General features: G+C 62.7%; 18 protein-coding genes and 1 pseudogene. 6 read left to right on the top strand and 13 right to left on the bottom strand.

Going from position 1 to position 22,330, the window contains the following annotated elements:
• Positions 1-32: 32 nt before the first annotated feature.
• Positions 33-188, top strand: coding sequence for a hypothetical protein (locus tag IFR23_RS09525; protein ID WP_192975652.1), 156 nt, complete (start codon positions 33-35; stop codon positions 186-188).
• A 636-nt stretch (positions 189-824) separates the two neighbouring features.
• Here IFR23_RS09525 and IFR23_RS09530 read toward each other — a convergent pair.
• The gene (locus IFR23_RS09530) at positions 825-1,151 is read right to left on the bottom strand and encodes a carboxymuconolactone decarboxylase family protein (RefSeq protein ID WP_192975653.1); all 327 of its coding nucleotides are present in this window, start codon (positions 1,149-1,151) and stop codon (positions 825-827) included.
• Positions 1,151-1,549 (bottom strand): (R)-mandelonitrile lyase, encoded by a 399-nt coding sequence (locus IFR23_RS09535; protein ID WP_192975654.1) that lies wholly within the window; start codon positions 1,547-1,549, stop codon positions 1,151-1,153. Before IFR23_RS09535 ends, IFR23_RS09530 begins: the two co-directional genes overlap by 1 nt.
• A 94-nt stretch (positions 1,550-1,643) precedes the next feature.
• On the opposite strand from IFR23_RS09535, the gene IFR23_RS09540 reads away from it, so the two are divergent.
• Positions 1,644-2,537, top strand: coding sequence for a LysR family transcriptional regulator (locus IFR23_RS09540; protein WP_192975655.1), 894 nt, complete (start codon positions 1,644-1,646; stop codon positions 2,535-2,537).
• A gap of 618 nt (positions 2,538-3,155) precedes the next feature.
• Here IFR23_RS09540 and IFR23_RS09545 read toward each other — a convergent pair.
• Together IFR23_RS09545 and IFR23_RS09550 are read right to left on the bottom strand one after the other, a co-directional pair.
• A complete protein-coding gene (locus IFR23_RS09545; protein WP_342344919.1) occupies positions 3,156-4,727 on the bottom strand; it encodes a tryptophan halogenase family protein in 1,572 nt (523 codons plus the stop codon).
• An 86-nt stretch (positions 4,728-4,813) separates the two neighbouring features.
• Complete coding sequence (locus IFR23_RS09550; RefSeq protein WP_342344921.1) at positions 4,814-7,888, bottom strand: TonB-dependent receptor; 3,075 nt, start codon at positions 7,886-7,888, stop codon at positions 4,814-4,816.
• Positions 7,889-8,252: 364 nt separating this feature from the next.
• Between IFR23_RS09550 and IFR23_RS09555 the strand changes: the two genes are divergently transcribed.
• From IFR23_RS09555 to IFR23_RS20185, 3 genes are all read left to right on the top strand, one after another.
• Entirely contained in the window at positions 8,253-9,203 is a 951-nt protein-coding gene (locus tag IFR23_RS09555; protein ID WP_197978360.1) for an ROK family protein, read from the top strand.
• A 153-nt stretch (positions 9,204-9,356) separates the two neighbouring features.
• Positions 9,357-9,638, top strand: coding sequence for a hypothetical protein (locus tag IFR23_RS20180; RefSeq protein WP_244655549.1), 282 nt, complete (start codon positions 9,357-9,359; stop codon positions 9,636-9,638).
• Between the two features lie 13 nt (positions 9,639-9,651).
• Complete coding sequence (locus tag IFR23_RS20185) at positions 9,652-10,110, top strand: glycoside hydrolase family 2 protein (RefSeq protein WP_244655550.1); 459 nt, start codon at positions 9,652-9,654, stop codon at positions 10,108-10,110.
• On the opposite strand, the gene IFR23_RS09565 is transcribed toward IFR23_RS20185, so the two are convergent.
• Complete coding sequence (locus IFR23_RS09565; RefSeq protein ID WP_192975656.1) at positions 10,046-11,083, bottom strand: cupin-like domain-containing protein; 1,038 nt, start codon at positions 11,081-11,083, stop codon at positions 10,046-10,048. The two genes, IFR23_RS20185 and IFR23_RS09565, sit on opposite strands and share 65 nt — an antisense overlap.
• A gap of 665 nt (positions 11,084-11,748) precedes the next feature.
• On the opposite strand from IFR23_RS09565, the pseudogene IFR23_RS09570 reads away from it, so the two are divergent.
• A pseudogene (locus IFR23_RS09570) lies at positions 11,749-12,517 on the top strand (IS5 family transposase).
• Here IFR23_RS09570 and IFR23_RS09575 read toward each other — a convergent pair.
• From IFR23_RS09575 to IFR23_RS09610, 8 genes are all read right to left on the bottom strand, one after another.
• Positions 12,512-13,225, bottom strand: coding sequence for a copper chaperone (locus IFR23_RS09575; protein WP_192975657.1), 714 nt, complete (start codon positions 13,223-13,225; stop codon positions 12,512-12,514). The pseudogene IFR23_RS09570 and the gene IFR23_RS09575 overlap by 6 nt on opposite strands.
• Positions 13,216-13,581, bottom strand: a complete 366-nt coding sequence (locus tag IFR23_RS09580) for a hypothetical protein (protein ID WP_192975658.1) — start codon at positions 13,579-13,581, stop codon at positions 13,216-13,218. The genes IFR23_RS09575 and IFR23_RS09580 overlap by 10 nt, the downstream gene beginning before the upstream one ends.
• 113 nt (positions 13,582-13,694) lie before the next feature.
• Complete coding sequence (locus IFR23_RS09585; RefSeq protein ID WP_192975659.1) at positions 13,695-13,847, bottom strand: hypothetical protein; 153 nt, start codon at positions 13,845-13,847, stop codon at positions 13,695-13,697.
• Positions 13,844-14,929 carry an NAD(P)/FAD-dependent oxidoreductase gene (locus IFR23_RS09590; protein ID WP_192975660.1) on the bottom strand — a complete coding sequence of 362 codons (1,086 nt, stop codon included), beginning with the start codon at positions 14,927-14,929 and terminating at the stop codon, positions 13,844-13,846. The genes IFR23_RS09585 and IFR23_RS09590 overlap by 4 nt, the downstream gene beginning before the upstream one ends.
• Positions 14,910-15,332: a hypothetical protein gene (locus IFR23_RS09595; protein WP_192975661.1), complete on the bottom strand. Its 423-nt coding sequence runs from the start codon at positions 15,330-15,332 to the stop codon at positions 14,910-14,912. Before IFR23_RS09595 ends, IFR23_RS09590 begins: the two co-directional genes overlap by 20 nt.
• Complete coding sequence (locus IFR23_RS09600; RefSeq protein ID WP_192975662.1) at positions 15,329-17,974, bottom strand: LodA/GoxA family CTQ-dependent oxidase; 2,646 nt, start codon at positions 17,972-17,974, stop codon at positions 15,329-15,331. The genes IFR23_RS09595 and IFR23_RS09600 overlap by 4 nt, the downstream gene beginning before the upstream one ends.
• 31 nt (positions 17,975-18,005) lie before the next feature.
• On the bottom strand, positions 18,006-19,997 hold the full coding sequence (locus IFR23_RS09605) for a tyrosinase family protein (RefSeq protein ID WP_192975663.1): 1,992 nt from the start codon (positions 19,995-19,997) through the stop codon (positions 18,006-18,008).
• A complete protein-coding gene (locus IFR23_RS09610) occupies positions 19,984-22,053 on the bottom strand; it encodes a multicopper oxidase family protein (RefSeq protein ID WP_244655551.1) in 2,070 nt (689 codons plus the stop codon). Before IFR23_RS09610 ends, IFR23_RS09605 begins: the two co-directional genes overlap by 14 nt.
• Positions 22,054-22,330: the final 277 nt, after the last annotated feature.

Consider the following 22,330-nt stretch of genomic DNA (forward strand, 5'->3'; position numbering starts at 1 on the left):
CGCAGCTTGCCGATAACACTGGGGAAGCTCGCATGAGTGCTCGCTGGGGCATCTCGTTTCTCTATACTTTAGAGAAGAGCCGAAGCACCGCAATGTCGGCTATTGCCACCCGTCTTCTCAAAAGCCGCCAGTCCGCTTTCTTCTCCATTCCGGCCATTCAAAGCCGGGCCGGTGTGGCCAGCAGTTAAGCCAGACACCCGCCCCGCTCGAGCTGCAAATTCAGGTTTATGCTACGTATGCAATCACCCGCTTGAGGCCGACAGCGAGCGCAAGGGGGAAAGTCTTCCTTTGCTTTGCTCTGCACAGCGCGCAGGCCGGACTTCCGCTTGTACTGCCAGGGTGTGCCAAATAACGCCCGTTCAGTCGTAAAATCGACCCTAGTCGCACAACCCAATTTCACAACTTCCGGCAGGGTATACCCGGGTTGACGATGAACGTGACCTCTCGCCTTTTCGGGTCGGTGACCGAAAACCTCCGGACTTGGTTTCCGCATAATCGGACAAGGCGACAGGGTTTGTCGCATGTGGCCCGCTTTAATTGAGGCAACGCCGGTCGCCGGATCTGACGGCTGACGACAGTCATGTGTTTTACGACAAGGGCCGGGGCAGTCGGCGCTCAAAGTGGCTGGACTTACTTCGCCCATACCCAGCCGCCAAAGGCGCCCTTGCGCTGACCGATTGCGGACGCTTGTCATGCTTGGCGGTGTCGTTAGCCATGACGATAGCTCCCTACAGTAACAGACCCATCTTGTATTACGTATCATGTGCGGTCCTTTTTCGTTTTCGCAGCTTGGAGTGCGCAGTGCCGTTCCCCGAACCGAGACGTCAGGCTTCCGCGTCCGCAAACGCTTGGCGCAAGACGGGTATCGCGGTGTTTGCGGTCGGCCAGCCTGAGTAGAAAGCGAGGTGCATCACGGTTTCCACCAGTTCCTCCTTCGTCACGCCGTTGGCGAGCGCGCGGGTGACATGGCCGGGCAACTCGTTGTGGCGATAGCCCGCGACGAGAGCGGCGACTGTGACCAGGCTTCGGTCGCGTTTCGACAGGCCGGGCCGTTCCCACACGTCACCGAACAGGACCTGGTCGGACAGGTCGGCGAAGTCGGGTGCGATATCGCCATATGCCTTCTGCGCGGCGGTCTGTTCGCCAGCCATTATGCCGGGCTCCCCTGATAGTCGGCGTCCGAGACCTTCTCGAGCCAGTCGACAGCCTTGCCGTTCTGCATTTCCGCGATCGCGATATGGCTCATCGCGTTATCGGGCGCGGCGCCGTGCCAGTGTTTCTCGCCCGGTGCGAAGTAGACGATGTCGCCCGCCCGGATATCCTCGACAGGTCCGCCCTCGCGCTGGACGCGACCGACACCGAAGGTGACGATGATCGTCTGACCCAGCGGGTGGGTATGCCATGCAGTCCGCGCGCCAGGTTCGAACGTCACGGTCGCACCGCTCAGTGCGCCGCTGCCCTTGAACGGCGCATCGGTACGTACGGTGCCAGTAAAGTAATCGACCGGACCTTTGCCAGAAGGCTGCGATCCGTTGCGGGTGATGTCCATGGTTCACTCTCCGTTTGATATTGCCAATATGGTTGCGCACCACCCATCCGATTAGATGCTGGATGTCGCATGGACCTATCGTTAGGGTTCATGAATGAACCGCGATGACCTGGTCGATCTCAACGCTTTCATGGCCGTTGCAGCGGAACGCAGTTTCACACGCGCAGCCGCCAAGCTCGGCACGTCGCAGTCTGCGCTGAGCCATACGGTCCGCCGTCTCGAAACCAGGCTGGGTGTACGCCTGCTCACCCGGACAACGCGGAGCGTCGCGCCGACCACGGCCGGGGAACGACTGCTGGCAACACTGACGCCGGCATTGGCGATGATCGATACCGAGATCGCGTCACTCAGCGACCTGCGCGACAAGCCACGCGGCTTGATCAGGCTGACGACGTCCGAGCATGCCGCTGAGACCGTATTGTTGCCAGCACTGGCGCCGTTCCTGGCGGAGTTCCCCGATATCCAGGTCGAACTCAGCATCGATTCAGGCCTGACCGATATCGTTACGGATCAGTTCGACGCTGGTGTGCGGCTCGGCGAAGCGCTCGCCAAGGACACGATCGCGGTGCGGATCAGCCCCGATCTGAGAATGGCGGTGGTCGGTTCGCCCGAATATTTCGACCATCATCCCGCGTGTCAGACCCCGCAAAATCTCGCGCAGCACAATTGCATCAATCTGCGGCTTCGGTCCGCAGGTGGCCTCTACGCCTGGGAATTGGAGAAGGGTGACCGCGAGATCCGTGTCCGCGTTGACGGCCAGATGTCGTGCAACAACACGGCTACCATCATTCGGGCGGCGGTGCGCGGCGTAGGTCTCGGCTTCGTTATGGAGAGTTCAGTCGTCGAGCATATTGCGAATGGTAAGCTGGTTCGTATGCTGGAAGATTGGTGTCCGCCCTTCGCTGGATATCACCTCTATTACCCCAGTCGCCGACAGCCATCGGCCGCGTTCGCGCTTCTCGTCGAGGCCTTACGACATCGGCAATGAGCGAGACGAACGTTGCGCAAGGGCGCTAGAACGCACCGCAAACGATCACGCCGAGGGCTCATGCGGTGGGGGCGACTAGCGGCGAGACTAAGGCGATAGCTACGCCCATTCCTAGGACCCGATCCAAGCGTGTCGCATCGGTACCAACGATTGCTTCGATCCCGTTTTCGACGACCTGTACGACGTCTTCAGGCGATGCGATTGCGATCTGCCGAGTGAACCGCGAGCGCACTGTGCCAGCCGATCGAGTGATACCAACGTAACATCATCGCGATCGATGTTGAGGCCGATGGCATAGCCCCCTTCCTGATTTATCCGGAGGCGGGTCGCCGGTTGGCCTCGACCGCCCAAGCGTCGACCGGCATCGATCCCCTGCTCGTTCTCGAACAATCGCCCTACGATGTTAGCAATCGTCGGCGCGGTCAAATTCGTCATCACCGCAATTTCGTTCGCGTGATGTCAGGATTGCGCCGAATGATCTGCGTCACGACGCGCTAATTATAGTCACCTCCACGTTCCAGGTTCGTGCCCGACAGGCTTGGCGCAAGCCTGACAGATCGGTTGCCTGCAGTAACGCTGCCGCTAGTCGCCTTTCCAGAAGCGTTGAAAGTCGAGGGCTTATCCATTCGCGGCGAGGCTCATCGACCTTAATGCGGAAGGAGCCAATGCGGGGGCAAAGGTTTTGAGAAACGTTTCGTGCGGTTTGGCAAGTGCAACGGCGTCACGTATCGAACCCTTCATCCGTTCGAACGCTGCCTCAAGATCTAACAGGGAGAAATGATCCGCCAGCGGATCGTGCGCAGCGGCATCGATGCCAAATCCGGCGTACATGGATAGCCAACTTGGGTCCTGAAACGATTCCCATTCATAGCGCACGAGGTGTCCTCGAGCCTTGAACAATGTCAGCTTGCGCGCCAGCTGCTCGGGCAGCGCGGTGCCTCGACAGCGATCCCACATCGGCTGGCCCTGCCGCCCATTTGCAAAATAATGTAGGACCAGGAAGTCGCGGATACGCGCATATTCGAGGCCAGTAGTCCGATTATACTCATCCGCCAGCGCCGGATCGAAACTCCTATCAGGCAGCAGGGCGAGCAACTTCTCCAGGCCGGTCTGGATGAGGGTGATGCTCGTCGATTCCAGCGGTTCCATAAATCCCGCGGCGAGCCCGAGTGCGACACAGTTCCCTTGCCAGAACGCGGTCCGACGACCGGTACGGAAACGAATCATGTTTGGCTCGGCTAGTGCTTCGCCTTCAAGCCTACCTTTCAACGTCGCAACGGCCTCGTCATCCGAGATGTGGCGGCTCGCATAGACATAGCCGTTGCCAACCCGGTGCTGCAGCGGGATCCTCCACTGCCATCCAGCAGTCAGGGCGGTGCTGCGCGTATACGGGGTAAGCGGTCCTGCTCGTTCGCACGGCATCGCGACCGCGCGATCGCACGGGAGGAGGTTCGTCCAATCCTCGTACGGTACGCCCAGCGCGTCGCCGAGCAATAGCGACCGAAAGCCCGAGCAATCGATGAAGAGGTCGCCAGCGACCGTCTTGCCGCACTGTGTACCGACACTGGAGATAAAACCTGTGGCCTTATCGACGAGAACATCGGTGATCGTGGCGTCGACATGTTCCACGCCCCATTCGCCGGCCTTTTTTGCCAGGAACTTGGCAAACAGGCCTGCGTCGAAATGGACTGCCCAGTCGAAGAATAGGAGGTCATGCACCGGACTGTCGGTTGGTCGCATGAAGAGGTTACGTTCGGCAAGCGCGGTTGCAAGACAGAAGTCGGATAGCGGCGTAGGTTGTCCAGCTGCATTCAGCTTGCGCCAGTAATGGTGGAACGCCACCCCCCGCGATCGCATCCCGTACAAGCCGAAGGGATGGAAGAATCGCTCGCCCTCGCGCTTCCAGTCGACGAACTCGATGCCAAGCTTCACCGTGCCCTGCGCAGCCGCCATGACCTGCTGCTCGGTGACGCCGATCTCTCGAAAGAAATCGCGGATACCGGGAACGGTCGCCTCCCCGACCCCCACCGTGCGGATGTCGCTGGACTCAACGACGGTGATCGTCACGGACTGACGATCGAGCCGGCGCGCGAGGAGCGTCGCCGCCATCCACCCCGCAGTGCCCCCGCCGACGATCACGATCGAGCGCAGAGGCCCCGAGCTGCGCGTTGCTTCTGCTCCATCCGTCACGCTTAATTCCTCATGCCGTGCGCTGTTACGCAAACGCCCGCCACCCCGCAGACGGAATGGCGGGCGCTTACAGTCTCACCCGCAGATCAGAACTTGAAACGCGCGCCCGCCATGAACCGGCGTTCATAGATGTTGTTGTACGCTTTCTCGTCCGGGAAGGTGAGATAGTATTTTTCATACTCGCCGGTCAGGTTCGACCCTTGCGCGTACAGCGTCAGGTTTGGCGTGAAGTCGTAGCTGATCGATGCATCGACGTAGTTCGTCGGCTGCTGATACAGTTCGAGGCCTCGGATGCCGCCGAAATCCTGCTGGACCGCACGCTTCGAACGGTAATTCCAGGCGACGCGAGCTTGGAAGTGATTGTCCTGGTAGAAGCCGGCCAGATTGGTCTGAATCTTCGAATTGTCCTGGAACGGGATCGAGTCTCCCTTCAAATCGACAGCGCCTGAATCGGACGGCGAGTAAGTAATATTCGCATCTATGCCGAAGTTGGAGAGCAGCGTCGGAATGAAGCCGAAATCGTTGAACGACAGCTTGGCACCCGCTTCGACACCCTTGAGCGTACCGCCGTCGCCCTGAACCGGGGTGCTGATCGACACGGTCCGGTTGCGAACCACGCCGTCATTGTCCGGCAAGTCGGTGCGCACGATGTTGCCAGACTGGATGAAGCTGGCGACGTCGATGTAGAAGGCACCCAAGCTCAGCAGGCTGCTGCGCCCGATATAGTATTCGAGCGAGCCTTCGACGTTCGTAGCACGCCAGGGATCCAGCTGCGGATTGCCGTTGGAGCTGCCGCCAGTGACGCGGAACACAGGCGATCCTGGATTGCTCGTGTCGATCGCATAGTTCGGATTGAGTCCACCACCCCACTGGTTGAGATCCAGCAGTGTCATCGTCTTGGAATACGCCAGGCGCAGCTTCAGGTTGTCGGCGAAATTGAACGCCAAGTTGAATGCCGGCAAAAAGTCGGTGAAGCTCCGCTTGGTCTCGACCGTGCCGTTGACCGTATTTGCAACGCCGTAGGGGCGCGGCGAACCGGTCACGAACTGGGTGATGTCGAGTTTGGTGTTGATGACCTTTAGGCCCGCATTGCCGGATACGGGAATGCCGAACACGTCACCCTTGACGTTGAGTTGTGCGTAGCCCGAGATCTGCTTCACGCCGACGTTGAACGAGGCGCCCGGGTTCTGAATCTCGACGTTGCCTGGGTAGAAGCTGTTCTGGAACGCGAGCGCGTTGTCCATGACCTTTGGGTCGAGCACGTAGATCGGCGGCAAGCCGGCACCCGGCAGGTTGAACTGCTTGACCTGCCCGTTGAAGATCGGATCGCTCGCCTTGCGGACAACGCCAGAGGTGTAAGGCCTGAAATTTGCCGTCCCGAACGTGCCTGTACCCGCATAGCAGGACGCATCATTAAGCGGTACGTCGAACGCCTTCCACTTGACCAGGCACCCACCAGGCTGCGACGCCTGCCCCGCATATAGCGGCGCGGCGCGATCGAATTCGAAGTCGTCGACCGACCGCTCGCTGTACCGGCCACCGGCGCTCAGGCTTACATTTTCATTGGCTTCGTACGAAACGTCACCGCGAATGATCTTCAGGTCACCTTTGCGGCGATAGTTACCCTCCGAAGAGGTGGTCTTCATCGTGTAGCTGTCGATGTTGCCGAGCGCCGTCGTCAGCTGCGACGGCAAGGTGAAAACGGGCTGATTACCCGTGAAATCGACCGTCGCTGGCAACGATGCCGATCCGGCGATCGTGTTGACCGCATACCCGCCCGGATTGAACGCGACGTCGCCCGTCGGATAATGACCGATCCCGCCCGGCTGCCACTGCGCGCCGTTCGATGGGCTGAACTGCAGATAGCTCTGGTCGTAGTTCGAATAGGCCTTGCCGTAGACGCCGCGCAGGCTTGCCTTGAACCGGCCGCCATTGTCGTACTTCAGCTCGGCATTGTAGTTCTGCGACTGAGACTTGAACTTGTCATTCTGCGCATACGAGTCGAAATTGCCGAGGTCGTAATTATAGACCTGCGTCGTATTCAGATCATAGTCGCGCGTCACGCCGCCATTGCTAAGCGACACGGTCGAGCCGGTGTTGCGCGACTGGCCTGGCACGAATTCACCGGCCTGCCAGTTGACGTTCTGCATCTGGATGCCAGCGGTGCGATCATTCTCATTCTGGTGCGTGAAGAATGCATCGGCATTCAGCGTCAGGGCGTCGCTGATCTCCCACTGCGCCGAGGCATTGATGCCGATCCGCTCGCGCTGGTTGACCTTGTCCCAGGCGGTGAAACCCTGCGGTACGATGAACGCATCGTTGGCATCGCCGTCGCCGTTCACGTCGCGGCCGGTGCCGACGATCGTACCCTTGGGACGATTTGCCGGTGAGAAGCCGTTGCTAAGGTTGACATCGCCAGTAGGGTTGGCTGCGGTATTGAACTGCTCGTTATGCAGCGCGGCCCCGTAGCCTTCCTGGATCCCGTTGTGGGAGTTCGAAAGATGCAGGTTCGAATAGGCGCCCGATACCAGGAAACCGAACTTCTCCCCCCGGAATCCGAACAAGCCGTTCAGGTTCGGATCGAACTCCTTGGTCTTGTCGCCATAGGCACCCTCGACAGCGGCAGCGACGGTGAAGCCCTTCTTGAGGTCGAACGGACGGCGCGTGCGCAGGTTTACGGTGCCGGTGATACCCGCGTTGAGCAGGTCTGCCGTGCTCGACTTGATGACGTCCGCGCCCGCAAATAGCTGCGACGGGATATCGTTGAAGTTCGGCTGGATGGTCGTGATCGACTGTGCGCCAAGATAGGCCTCGCCGTTGAGCAACGTCGTTACCTGGGGCAGGCCACGAATGTTGATTGCAGCGCCCTCACCGGCATCACGGCGGATCTGCACGCCGGGGATACGCTGGAGCGAGTCCGAGATCGTCACATCGGGCAGTTTGCCGATGTCTTCGGCCGAGATGGAGTCGGTGACCGACGCGGCATCGCGCTTGAGGTTGACCGCGCGCTGCTGCGATCCACGAATGCCGGTGACGACGATGTCCTGCGTTTCAGCAGCCGCGTCGCTCGCGGGCGTGGTCGGGTTCTGAGCTTCGCTCGTCTGATCGGCAGCAGCCGCTGACGGAGATGCGGCCTGATCGGTAGGTGCGTTCTGCAACACCCCCTGGGTCGTTGAAGTTTGCTGGGCGAGTGCGGCACCGCTACTCACCAATGCGGTCACGGAGACCGCGACCATCAACATATTCTTGGAACGTGCACGCAACATTTCGACCGTCTCCCTCAGCACCCGAAATCGCCAGCAACTAGCGAAGGTTTTAGCATACTAAGATCGAGCCGATCGGCGTCTAATCGCCCCACCCTCTCCTGTCTGCCACTCGCAACTTACCGTTGTCTCGACACCCGTGTTCTAGTCGTCCCACGACTGCGGTCAATAACAAAATCAATTTGCGTTTATAACGATCACTGGCATGCTCGGTAGATGATGGCCGAGCAATGGTCACGCCAGCAAAGAGAGGAAGATCGTCTTGCAAAACAGTATCGCTGCTCCGTCTATCAAGGCGCATCCAGCATTTGTACCGGCTTTAGGTATCGATTTTGGTGGCACCAAGATCGAAGCCGTGTTGCTAGGCGCAGACGGTGAGACGCTGTGGCAGCAGCGGGTTCCCAATCCCGGCACGTATGATACCGCGGTAGCCGCAATCCACGAGTTCGTCGTAGCAGCCGACATTGCGGGGGGCACGGCATGTACTGTTGGCATCGGTGCGCCGGGATCGCCGTCACCGCGTACCGGCGTGATGCGAAACAGCAACTCTCTTTACCTGAACGGTCGATCGTTCGCTAAAGACCTCACTTCTGTTCTCGGTCGGCCGGTACGGCTGGTCAACGACGCGAACTGCCTCGCGCTGTCCGAGGCCACAGATGGCGCCGCAACCGGTGCGTGCAGCGTGTTCGCGCTCGTGATCGGTACAGGCGTCGGTGGCGGCATCGTACTCTCGGGGGCGTGTCTCGACGGCGCCCACGGCATCGCCGGCGAAATCGGACACTTACCCTTACCCTGGCCGCGCAGCGACGAACTGTCTCCGCCGCCATGCTGGTGCGGCCTGACGGGGTGTATCGAAAGCTGGGTTTCCGGCACGGGTTTCGCCCGCGCCGCCAGAATAGAACATGGTCTGTCACTCAGCGCGCCCCAGATCGTAGCAGCCGCCCGCGCCGGGGATCCCGCCGCCCAAGCTGCACTGGATGCGTATATCGACCGGCTGGGGCGGGTGCTAGCCATGGTCGCCAACCTGCTGGATCCCGAGGTAGTCGTGTTGGGCGGAGGCATGTCGAACGTTGCCGAAATCTATGCAGAACTTCCCACCATCGTCCGTCGCTATGCCTTCTCAGACCTATGGGAAGGTCGCATCGTACCCGCGCGCTGGGGCGATGCGTCCGGCGTGCGTGGCGCTGCACGACTGTGGACTGGTGACGCCTGACCACCCAAGGTCTGGCAGGACAACCATAAGAACCAACCGGCCGGTAGAATATGGAGCCGGGAACTCAGAAGAGGTCTATCCATACGATCGTTGCCACTAACAGCCGCGCTACTGCTCGGTGCCGCATTCTCTTCCTCGCTAGCCGCACAAGCCGTGGTGCCGACGATGCCGCCGGCGATCGCGAATGCCGGACGCTACAACGTTGCCATCTTGGAAGGCGGGACCGGGATGGAGCGTGATCTGACAGGCGCCGAGGCAGCGGTCCGTTCCAACGCTCCCTGGACGCTGTCCGCTTGGGCTCGCCCAAGCGAAGCCGGCGCGGACGGTTTGCTGCTGGCCATCGGTAAACCGCTTGCGGGGAACGGCGACACCAAGACGTTCATGACCGCGCTCGAAACCATGTTCGGGCCCGGTACCAGCTTCGCCGATTTTTGAGCGCAAGTCGCAGATGATGAACCTCGAGACGCTCAAGGCGATGTACGAAGGCTTTCTCGGTCATTTGTGGACCAAGAATTCGGGTCGACTGCTGTGGATGACGCATCCTGTATGGCCGTCGAACACGTGGCGAATGCTGAACACGCTGCAGAGCGTCGCGCTGACTGGCTCCGTCGTAGCGCAGGCGGTTGACGGCGCGGACAACGTCGTGACGGTGACACTGGCCAATCGAACCGCAGTTCCGGCGCTGAACGCCAAGCTGACGCTGGTCGATGCACAGGGCAAACGCGTCCTGCCCGCATTCTACAGCGACAATTACGTCGCGCTCCTGCCCGGCGAGGAAAAACGCATCGACATCCGCTATCCCAAAGCGACGGGGCAGACGGCGCCCTCGCTGACAAAGCGCTTTAGCTGGGTTTGCGCGCAGTGGGCATTGGCGGCGGACTTAGAGCGTCGGCGATCTGCGCCGTAAACCGGGCATTGCGCATTTCGGACGGCGGCGCGAGCACGCCCAGCGCATGAGACGGCAGATGATTGCCAGCGTCCGGCGCCGCGTTTTCGAACACATAATGGTCGAACCAGCGCCGCCATGCCATGCGCTGGGCCGGCGCGAGATCACGGATTGCGAGGACGGCGTGGCTCAGCGCGCCCATCGGCGAAAGCGCATGCGGCTCGGCCCACCAATAGTTCACCAGCACATTGAACGCGGCAGTTGCCTTCACGCTATGCCACCAGATCGGCGGAATAAAGAGCGCATCCCCGGGATCGAGGTCGGCCATGAGCCCGTGACCCATGGCGTCTGCGAATCTGGGATAGCGTTCGAGGTCGGGGTTCTCGAGATCCACCATGCTGACTGGTGGCCCCGCGATCGTGAAGTGGAACGGGCCGACATAGAGGTTGCCTACCTGTTCGGGTGGAAACAGCGTGAAACGCCTCCGGCCTGCCACGACAACCGCGACGTTGCTCGCCTCGTCGAAATGCGTCGCGACATGCGTGCGATTCCCGACCCAGATCCGCGGCTTGGCACCCGGTAATTCGAACGACAGGGGATTGTCTGCGATCCAGGCAGACAGGTGATCGTCCGCCGCGGCAGCGCCGGCATAAAGCGCGACCGGCTCCGCCTCCCCGCGAAGCGACAGCAGCTTGTCGAGCAGTCCACTGAGCGAGCCGAACCGCTTCTGGAAATTGCAGGCCTGCATCGATGCATCGTAAAAGAACCGACCATCGATCTCCGGCGGACCGATCAGCACCTCGGCCGGACGTCCGCGGTCCATCGCCTTCATGTAATCGACCAGTGCCTCGTCGGACCGGAGCCCTGCTGCAACGGCCGGCCACCGTTTCGCCTGACCGCGCAGTAGGATAGGGCGGTCCCGCGTCGCGATCTCATCGGCGAACCGCGCCGCATCGACCGGGCCGGTTTCATCGACCTTGGCTTGAATTGTCATACCGGCTCTCCTCGCCGCCTTCTAGCGTCGGTTATCTTGAAGCTGAAGGCCGATCGCTGCGTAAATGCGCATTCCATGATTGCCGCATCACGGACGAGCGGCATCGGTTCCAGGTAGACGCGAATGTTGGCAAAATGCCGACTGGTCACGCACTTCCTTGATGATACCCTACAGACAGCCTGTCGCGATAGTCGGCGCCGCAGGTCGGAGACAAGGCCGGTTATGAAGCTGCTGCTATACACCGCCCTTCTCGCTGCCATCGCGACATAGCCAGTGGCGGCACGGCTTAAGCTGCAGCGTCTCTTAGCGACCATAATGTGCTGCAGCGTTATCGGCCGCTGCTCGTCTGGGGTTGGGCGCGTAGGGACGCGAACGTTGCCGTGTCGTTGCATGGCCAACACGTAATGGCAGTCGCCGACCGCCTCGGCCTCTGGGAAGCGCGGTTAAAGCCGCAGCGCAGGCGGACCCTATGTTCTTTGTCGTTGATGCAGGCGCAGCAAAGGGTAAGGTCTAGGCATTGAATGTAATGCTCGGCTACGTTTACTTCGCATCGGGCCAGTCTAGCATGGAGTTCCCGCTGAAGGGTTTTGACGGCGCACCTCTAGGATCAGGCCCCATTGATGTGAAATGTGCGATCTGATCCAGGCTCTGCTAAAAGACCGGCGATGAACGAACTGTATTGCCTGACCTACGTACAGATGGCGCGGCTTGAGCCGCATCTTCCCGCTAGCTAAGGCAATCTGCGGGTTGATGATCGACGGGTTTTGAGCTGCATCGTCTTCGTAAACTGCAACGGGCTGCGTTGATGCGATGCGCCCAAGAAGTACGGACCGCACAAGACGCTCTACAACCGGTGGAAGCAGTGCCGCGAGCGGGAGTATTTGTGCGCATGATGGAAGGACCGGCCGCCCCGAGCGGGACGTCCAAGATGATCATGATCGACGCGGCCTATCTCAAGGCACACCACACGAAATCGAGCCTGCGCGTTAAGGGGATCCCGCGCGGCTCATCGGTCGCACCAAAAGCGGCATGAACACGAAGCTCCACGCCGTTACCGACGCGAACGCTCGCCCGCTGAGCTTCTTCATGACCGCTGGCCAGGTCAGCGATCACACCGGCGCTGCAGCGCTGCTCGACGATTTGCCCGAGGTGCCGTGGATGCTTGCTGACCGTGGTTACGACTCGGAATGGTACAGGGCCGCTTTTCAGGCAAAGGGCACAATACCCTGCGTTCCGGGACGAAAACCCCGGAACGTGCCCATCACATAAAACAAGCGCCGCTACCGAAGTCGCAGCCGCATCGAGATCATGTTTGGCCACCTCATGGACTACCGCCGCGTTGCTACCCGCTACGAGCGATGCCCGACGGCATTCTTGTCCGCCATCGCGCTCGCCGCGAGCCGTAATCTTCTGACTGTTATCAGCCAATCATGAGGCTAGAAACGGGTAGTTGGTCGACACTGCTCCAAGACCGGCAAGCAGGGCACCCAAAGCCAGCAGACGATCATCGCGCTGTCGCCCGGGCGCATCACGGCGATCATGGATCAGCAGCGCGGTCACCCCGATCATAGCGGGCAGGTGCGCCGGTCCTGCAAGATACGGAAGCAGCATCGCGGCCCAGCACGCGCCGATGCAGGCAAACGCGAATGCCGCCCCCTCCACTAGGCCGCCGGCCACCGGCGCGCGGTGGCAGTGACGGAGACACCGTGCCTTGACCGCGCTGCCTTGCCAAGCGACTGCGATGCCCGACGCGATCAGCGCGCCCGCAGGAGGCTGGGCCAGCGCAAGCACGATCGACGCCAGAGCTACCGCCGCGATCGCGGGCATCCAGAGCGCTACATACGCGATGACGAAACCCGCCACCGCGCCACGACCGCCGATCGCAGCGAGCGGACGCAGCAGCAGTGGCAGCATCATCGCGCCCAGCATGATTGCCCAGGACAGCAGCCACTGTGTCGGCGGCGTCAGCCGCATCATCCCATCCACCCTGCTGGGCACGCTGGCCCAGGCGTGTCCTGTGGGCCCGCACAGCGCTGGCAGAATCGGCATTCGCCCGGCTAGCAGCAACATCCCCCAGGCGACCAGGCTGATGCCGAGCAGCAACCAGTTCCTGGGCAAAGCGATCCGCGCGATCAATTCCACGGCGGCATCGGACGGTTCCGGGTCTCAGCCAGTCCTACCCCGACGGACGGTTTGGGTTTGTCTCGCGTGGCGCGTTGCACGTTCTCGCCGACCTGCTCGCCCGACAGCAGACGGGCCAATTCCCGCGTCTCGTCATGCCCATTAGAGAGGGTGCCGCCGGTCAGCCGGTCGCGGTCACGCGCAAAGCACCTGTGACCGCCCGCCACATCGATCCGATCATAGGCCTGCGAGCATTTTCCAAACGACCAGTGCGTCGTCGCCCGGAAGCCGTCGAGCAGCACGGCTCCGGCGAACGACAGCGCGCCTTCGCATACTGAACGGGCGTGGCGGGCGTTCGCGGATCGCGCGATCGGCAAGTCGAGACATGTCCGGTTTTCGCCCCGCGAAGGACGCCTGGGCGCATAGGGGGCGCCGCTTGGCGTCCACACCGCGTCGTACTGCCGGCTCACGACATCAGTGCAGCTTCGCTTCACGCCAGACTCAAAGAAATTGTTGAAGCGGTGGAGGCGGGGCCCCGCTGGGACGAGGTCGACGGGATGGCGGCCCAGTCGAACATGTCGATACGCCCGACGAAATCGAGCATGTCGACCTTGCCAAGGGCCGGCGACGGGACCGCCGTCATCGCATCACCTGCTGTGAGGGTACGGCCGTACGGCGTTGCCAGAACGGCGTGGTCCACGGCGCGGCGGCGTAGTGCGCGCGAACTGCGGGAAGATAGCCGGTGCGCGCGCCCGCGACGATCGTGGCGTAGCGCAGTCGTGCTCGGTCCCCATGCCCGTCCAGCACGTCCGACGCGGCGTAGGCGGCCAGAATACCGGAGCGCAGCGCATGGACGATACCGCGCGACGACAGCGGGTCGGCTGCGAACAGCGTATCGCCCGCCGCGACCCAACGGTCGCCGATGGCGGGATCGATCGTCACGGTCCCGGCGGGAGCGACCAGCGCGGTGGTCTCGTGCGCGCTGCACGGCAACAACGGCGCGATGAGGCGGGTGCCCCTAAGCGCGCGATACCAGGCATCGGGATCGCGCAAGCCACTATCGGGGTCGGCCAAGCAGGCGACCACACGGGTATCACCCGGCAAGTCGACGCTGTACCACCAGCCCTCGGGCCGCGCCTCGATCGTCATGCGGTTGTCGCCCGGCGCGGCGTCGAAGAAGCGCAGATAGGCGGCGAGCTGGTCGTGCACTGTCAGCCGCGCGCCGAACGTGCGCGCGAGCCGCCAGCTGCGTCCGGTCGCCCAGATCACCATGCGCGCCTCGACGTCGCCGTCGCAGGTTACGAGTCGCCAACCGTTCCCGATCCGCATCGCCGATCGGACCGCGCAGCCGCGGTGCACCGCCGCACCGGCCGCCGCCGCCGTTTCGCTCAGCAGCGCGTCGAATCGCTGGCGGTCGAGCTGCCAGCCGGCGCCCTGTGCGGAGAAGACGCTGTGCCGTTCGTCGGGCGCCTCGTCGTCCCATGCTGACACGATCCCGCGGTTGGGGAGAAAGTCGGCGGCCAGGAACGCGGGCCAAGCCCCGATCTGGCGCAGCAGGCTCTGCGCCACCGCGGGCAGCATCTCGCCGGGCTTCGCCCGGTCTTGTCGCGCGCCGTCGAGCAGCACCACACGCAGGGATGGCGCATGCGTGCGCAGTGTCGCGGCCGCGGCGGCGCCGGCCGGGCCGCCGCCCACGACCGCGATGTCAGCTTGCGCGAACGGCATAGAACGACGCCACGACGCCCGCTGGGTGCAGACCACCGCCGCCGCCGGAATGCGGGACCGTGCGCGTCACCGACCCGACGATCGCCGGCACCTCCAACCGGTCGGTGCTGTTCGGCCACGTCGGCACCAGCCAGCCGATGTAGTCGTAGATCCACTGCTCACCGTCGACCACGCCCTTGCCCTGGAAGCGGACCTGCATCGGCGATCCATAGCCAAAACCGCCGCGCAGATCGAGCGACCAGCCCGGGCCGCCGATCGTGCCGGACAGTTCGGTCGCGGAGGCTTCGGCAAGCTGAACCGTGCCTTCGCCGAACAGCAGGTCGTTCGCTGCCTTGCCAAGATCGGGATCGTTGTTGAAGCTGCGATAACTCCAGTTGCCGACGAACGGATTGGTCGCGGTCATTCGCCTGTATCCTCCACGCAGATGTATTTGAAACTGGGTGACGGCGCATCGATGTACTCGCCGACATTGCGGACCACGAAGCCGAGCCTGCGCCATTCGGTGACCATCTTGAGGTCGCCGGCATAAGTCTGCGGGATACCGCGCGCCCAGGTACGCAGTTGCGGGTTTCCGCCGCCCGCGACAGGGTAGAATACCTGCATGGGACGGTGCGCCGGCCACCATAGCGTATCCCAGACGCGCTGCTCCTTCGCCATCAGCGTATCGCCGACGGTGTCGGGTTCGAGGACGTTCCATTCTTCGTAGGTGACGTTGATCGTCTGCGTCGAGCATTCGTTGAAATCGGCCTGCCACGGCAGCCCGGAGAGCTTGGTCAGGTCGCCGGGTTGCAGACCGGTCTTGTAGTTGCTCTTCAATGACAGATCGTCCGCGATGTAGGCGATGTAGCCATACTCACCGATCCCCGCGCCCCACCGGTTGGCGTTCTCCTGCGCTGCAGTCAGCGAGAAGTTGTACCAGGCCGGATCGGCCTTGATGCGGTACGGCGAGTGCCAGATCGCCGGATTGCGGATGATCCACGTCACTTCGCCACCGGGGCAGAACGCGCCGCCCAGAAGGTTGCTCAGCACGCCGCGATCGAGCCCGCGGCCGCCGGGCAAATTCCAGTCCTTGTACGGCTGCCACGGATCGATCGGAGCCGCGAAACCGGCCTCGGCTTCGTCGATGAACATGCCGTCGGCCCATTGCCGAAGCAGGAACAACTGCGTGTCGGTCAGACGCAGGAATTTGCTCACCGTGCCGTTGGTGATAGGGTTGTCGCCGGCGAGCAGCGGCATCAGCGGCAGATGATAGGTGCGCGTCGCCGGGTTCGCTTCGAGCTGGAACAGGTTCTCCTCACCCGGCTTGCGGAGCAGATCGAACAGATACTGGCGACCGGATCGGCCGGGATCGGACATCGCGTCCGCCGCCGCCTTGTCGAGCGCGCGGTCGAAGAGCTGCCCCGACCGATAGTCGAATGCGATCCGCTCTATCGACGCGGCGATCGGCTCGTCGGGATCGGGGGCGCGGCCGGGAAATTCTGGTTCCTGCCGCGATGTCGGCCGCGCCAGCATCAGGGTGGGCGGCGGGGCAGTGGCAGCGGCGATGCGATCGATCACCGTGGCCACCGCGGAATCGAACGCGTCCTTCGCCTCGGCATAGGCAGGATCGGGCCACGTCTCCTGATCGGAGGCCAGTGCGCGCCAGCGCACCGCGAACGCGGATGGCGTCTCGCCCGGATCCGGCGGACAGACGGCGGCGGCGAAGACGGTGGCGGCGGCCTTCAGCGCCGCGCCGGTCTCGCCCACCAGATCCTCGTCCGCCGCCCCCGGCACGCGCGTCGCGTCGAGCAGCATCAGGCTCGGCTCGACCGCGGCTTCGATCAGCCGGCCGCCGACCTGATCGGCCATTGCCTGCGCCTGCTTGCGCGCGAGCAGACGAGGGGCGGTTTTGGGCGGGAGACACAGACGATCGGGATCGAACGATCCCCGCGTAGACTGGCTGTGCGGGAAGTTCGATTGCTGCAGGATGTTGCTGAAGTAGGAGAATTCGTCCGCACGGAACAGGATCGGCCAGACGTCGCGCCAGAACCACGGCCGATAGGCCGGATTCCACTGCACTGGGCCGGCCTTCCAGTGGAGCAGCGCAGCCGTATCCGTGGGATCGACCCTTTCCCTGGCGCCGAACGTGCCGGCGGTCCCGTACATGTCGGTGCGATGGGCGAAGTCGCGGATCGCCATGTCCTCGACCACGTCGTCGAGCGTGATCATGTCGAGCACTTCCGGAGCGTAGCGTGGATAGCCGACCAGCACCCAGGCGGGATATTCGACGTCGATATAACGCATTGCTTCGACGCGCTCTTCCATCATCACCAGCCTCGCCATCACCGGGCCGTCGGAGATGTCGTCGAACCAGCCGTCACTGTTCGCGTAGCTGTCGATCCGCGGATGCCCGAAGCCGCTCAGGAATGATCCGCTGTTACCATGTCCGCCGAGCACCAGCAGGCGCCCGTGGTCGTCGGTCATCATCTCGCCGAGCGTATCGATGTCGTTGGGCGACATGCCCGTGGGCGGAAAATTGACCGCATAGGCCGGATTGCCGTCGCGCGAGAACTGCGCGCGGCGCTTGGCCGTGGCGTCGACCGCCTGCGGTCCGGCATCGATGATGAGCTTCTGTCGGGCGACGGGATCGGTGATCGCGGCATTGCGCAGCGGCGCGTCCTTGGGGTAGCCGACTTCGCCGCGCAGTCCATCGAAGGTGAACCACGCCGCCTTCTTGTTGGCGAGCTGCACGCGCCATTGGATGTCGACCAGCTTGCCGCGATTGCCGCCGCCGTTGATCGGATCGCCGACCTTCAGCGGCCGGCCGTCGGGATGGTCCTCGTCGTAAGCGAAGATCTGAAAACGCGCTGCCTGGCGCTTGATCCGCCCCTTCTCGTCCTTGAAATGCCTGATCGGCGCATCGCCTTCCACCGCGTTGCCGTCGTTGTCGCACGCGATGGGACGCTGCGCGGGCTTCTCGGGAGAGATGCAGAAATCGTCCGGACTGTCGCCGAGGCGCGCGATGCCGACAGCTGGGTGGATGCGGTACACCGATGGCTCGGTCATGTTTTTATCCCCCGGGCGGCCAGGCCGCCGATCAATCGAGAAAGTTGAGCGAGACGCCGTCGAGGCGAAGCAATTCGCGGTCTTCTTCGTACGACGCGCCGATCACCACCATGCTGACGGTCAGGCCGACGGCGCCGCCGGCGATCAGCCGCCGCGCCGCCCGCGTCACGTCGATCCGATGGTTGCGCGGCGTGTTCATGCTGCGCCCGCGCAGGTCGAACTTGCGCGCATCCGCCGGTGGCAGTTCGCAGTGTCCGGGCCCGCCATAGCATTCGCCATGCCCGAACACCGCCGCATAGCCCGCATAGCCCTCGACCTCGAGCGGCGTACTGGCATCGGCATCGGGCGTGTTGAGGAACACGCGGATGAAGCACGATCGCGGCAACTGCGGCACGCGGTGCAATCGCACCTCGACCGAGCGGAAGCGCTTGGCGGCATCGGGCACGGCGATCGGCGCGGAGACGAAGCGGCCGATCGGATTGGTCAGCCCGACCGGCACGATGCTGCCGCCACGCACGTATTCGTAGCCGAAGCGATGCATGTCGAGCGTATCGCGCACGGCATAGCTCCACGGCGTCAGCGCGGAGTCGAGATCGGCGGGAACGCCGTCGGGATGCGCCTGCTGCCACCGCCACCACAGCCGATCGATGTTGGCATGGATCGGCCAGAAGATGGGATCGTAGGACGCGGTGAGGTTGGAGAACATGTCGCCGTACTTCGGCTCCGAATACAGATCGTCGCGCTTGTGGAAACGCCGCCCGGCCACCGCCACCGCCTTGTTCCGGTCCTCGGGCGCCGTGGCCACGTAGGCGGGGTTCATGCCGCCGGACCATATGTGCATCGTGTTGTGCGGGTTCTGGTCAATGAAGCCGAAACTGTCGTCGTACAGGCTGCCCCCGCCGAAATCGCGGAACGTGCGCAGGCTCATGATCTCGTCGATGTCGGCCTGCGTAGGATAGTGATAGTGGATTTTGCTGTTGATCGTGCCGCTGCCGAACTGGCTCGAATAGCGCAGCGGATACCAGAGGGCGTTGGCCTCCAGCAGCGCGTCGATCAGTCGCTTGCGATGGTCGCCGGTGGCATACTCCTTGCCGCACGCATCGGTCACCGCCGCGTAGATCTGGCTGGGATTTGCCCATAGCTTGCCGACGAGCGCGTTGGCTCCCGCCGGAAATCCGTGATCGCGCAGCGAACGCACCGACGCTTCGGTCAGGGTCCCCTTGAACGCGTCGGGCAGGATCGCTCCGTTGGCCGGATCATCGGGCTTGTAGCATTCGGCGGGAAAATCCCACCAGGGCACCGTCACTTCGGGGCAGAAGTCCTGCAACGCCTGCTCGAACTCATAGAGGTAGACGCGGTGCCAAGGCAGGAAGCGCTCCCAGCCATGCTGGCAGTGATTCTGGTGGACCAGCGCGAGGTTGTTGTAGCTGCGTTTGTCCCCGACCCATTTGTTGAGCTTGTAGAGTTCGCGAAAGGCGCAGCGCAGCCGCTCCTTCTGCGCATCGCTTAACGCATCGACGTCCATGCGCTGGCGCAGTTCGCCCTTCGCATGGCGCCACGCTGCGGGATCGGTCGCCAGCCCGAACGTCGGGCCGGCCAGCCCGCCGACCTCGACTCGCGTTTCGGCGACGATGTCGATCTCGCCGGCAAGCGCGCTCGATGCGATCACGCCGCCGGGACAGCCCTCATCGATCCACGCCGCGATGCGATCGATATCCTCGTCGGCGACCACAGTGCCGCCCCATGGCAGGCGCGGGAACTGCGTGCCGTCGAACGGCGTTTCCCCGCGCAGCCCGCGTATTAGGTTCGATCCCGCGCCGCGTTCGCCCGCGTAGCTCTTCCCGCAGCAGCTCGTCGTGACCGCAGGTATCAGCGGCAGGTCGAACAGCTTCGACGCGCGGAAGGCGTCGAGCGACAGGCCCGCGAGATTTCCCCCCGCCGCATCCAAGATCGCCTTCACGTCCGCATGAATGAACGGCGCGTCGGCCCGCGCGGCCGCCGTTTCGGCCTCACCGATGACCATCGTGGCCGCCCATGTTCATGCCCATCGCCTGGTTCTGCGTGACATCACCCACCTGGTCCGGCAGCACCACCGCGACGTTCTGCATCATGCCTTGGTCCTCATGGTCGAGGATATGGCAGTGGAGCACGAATTCGCCGATGTAGCGTTCGTACCGGGTACGTATCCGGATCGTGTACAATCCGGAAAAATCGGCCGGTGCGTTCGTATTGGGCAGCAGGCTCTTGATCCACAACGTGTCCTTCCACACGCCTTTCAGCCCGCGATACTGCGGATCGATCGGCGCACCGCCGGCGTCGTCGATGGCGTCGGGCGCGCTTACGTCCTTGCCGTTGGGATCGATGATCGAGACGATCTGGAACGGATTGACGTGGATGTGGAACGGGTGGCTGACGAAGTGCGACTGCAGCGTCCATTCCTGGGCCTTGCCCAGCGGTAGCCTACGGTCCAGCCGGGCTGGATCATAGGGTCGCGCGTCGGCGGTCTTCAGCGTGTTGCCGACCTCGAACTTCGCCGGGCCGCCGGTCGTGTCGATGAAGAAGGTAAGTTCCTGCGTGCCGTTGCCCGCGACTTCGGCATCGGTAACGTCGGGATGCGGCACGAAGCTGGAGAAGGCCACCCCCGCCTTCAGATCGGCAACGACCTTGGGCTGGATGTCCGCAGGCATGTGTGTCTCGGCGAGCGCGATCAGACGGTCTTGCACGTAGGTCTTGACGTTCCCGACGGCGGTGCCCGAGGCCACGTCGACCAGTCCGAGCAGTCGCGGCCCGATGTTCAGCCCGTTTACCGCACCCGCCTCGGGTGCATTCGCATCGATGACGCAATATTTGCCGGCGTCCGGGAACACGACCAGCGCGTCGAAGCGGTAACCCGGCTGGAACGTCGCCAGCGTGGTCTGCTGCGCCGACGACATCGTCAACCCGTCCGCTGCGACCAGGGTGTAGGGCATCGGGGTGGTGCCGCAGGTCTGCTTGATGAACGCTGCGTCGGTGCCCGCCCGGACTAGCGTTCTGGCCCCCGTCTTCAGCCGCCCGTTGCGCACCTTGAAGAACTGTAGGCTGATCGTATCGCGAACCCCGGCGTGGATCATCCGCCATCGCTCGATCCTGCCCTGCGTGGCGACGATCGTCGGCTGGTTCGGGTCGAAGACCTCACCGTTGATCGAGGTATAGCGCCCCGATGCTGGCCAAGTGCCAGGTCCGAACTGGTCATAGCCCTCGATCCCGCCGATATCGCCCGGACTGCAAATGTAACGGCCGTTGACGTCCTGCTTGATCGAGCCGAGCTTGCCCATTCCGGTAGGCGCGGTCCGGCAGGCGTACTGGATCTGCTGCATCACCAGCACCCGTTCCGGCACGTCGCCAACCGGGATCAGCGTGTCGAGATCGCCCTGCGCCGTCGCGGTGGGCAGCCTGCTGCCGCGGACGATCAGCGCACCGGCCATCCCGCTCGATACCTGCAACGCGGTCGAACCATGACGGTGCGTGTGGTACCAGAACGTTCCGGATGGGTGATCCGACGGAATGTTGTACTCATAGGTGAACTTCGTCTGCGGATTGATCGACAACAGCACGTTGTCGCCATTGCCCGACGGGTTCACCCACAGGCCATGCGTGTGCAGATTGGTGCCGTTGAAGCAGTGCGGCTTGTCGTGCGGCACATCCTTCGCCTCACAACCAGCATCGCCAGGCTGCGGGCCGGCGGGAAGCTGATTGTCGAGCGTGACGCGGATCGTGTCGCCGGGGATCGCCTCGAACGTGGGCGAGACATAGGGCCGGGCCGGATCGACGGCGCGGCCGTTGTAGCTTCGCAGATGGACCTTGTCGTAGCCGCCGGTAGAGGGATTGTAGATCTGGCTGTCGGTATACTGGATCTTGAGATCGAAGACCTTGTCGCCACGCTCCGGCAGATGTTTGGGTGCGGTCTTCTGGGTGGTCTGGGCTGTGTCCTGCAATCCGGACGGCGTGGCCGTCAGCATCTGAGGCGCGTCCGGCGCGTTCTGGTCCGCAAGCACCGGTGGATTGACGACTTGCGCGGCAAGCGGCGACGCCAACGTCATGCCAAGTCCGGTGCATAAGATCGCCGTTGCCCTGTGCAACGGATCGCGGATCCTGTTCTGGTCCATATGCTATCCCCCCGAACAAAGACTGGCACAGAAAAACTGCGTCCGCCAAAGCTTCATGTAGAATTCACGTATCACTTGTTTGTATAATTCATTGTAAATTCTAGACCATTATGAACCATAATCAGTAATCATATTGGCCAGGCGAGGTTGTTATACATTGATAACCTAATATATGCCGATGATTTCGCTGGCTTTTTGTCGTGATCGCGTT

The sequence above is a fragment of the Sphingomonas sp. CFBP 13603 genome, from assembly GCF_014892665.1.
Taxonomy (GTDB): Bacteria; Pseudomonadota; Alphaproteobacteria; order Sphingomonadales; family Sphingomonadaceae; genus Sphingomonas.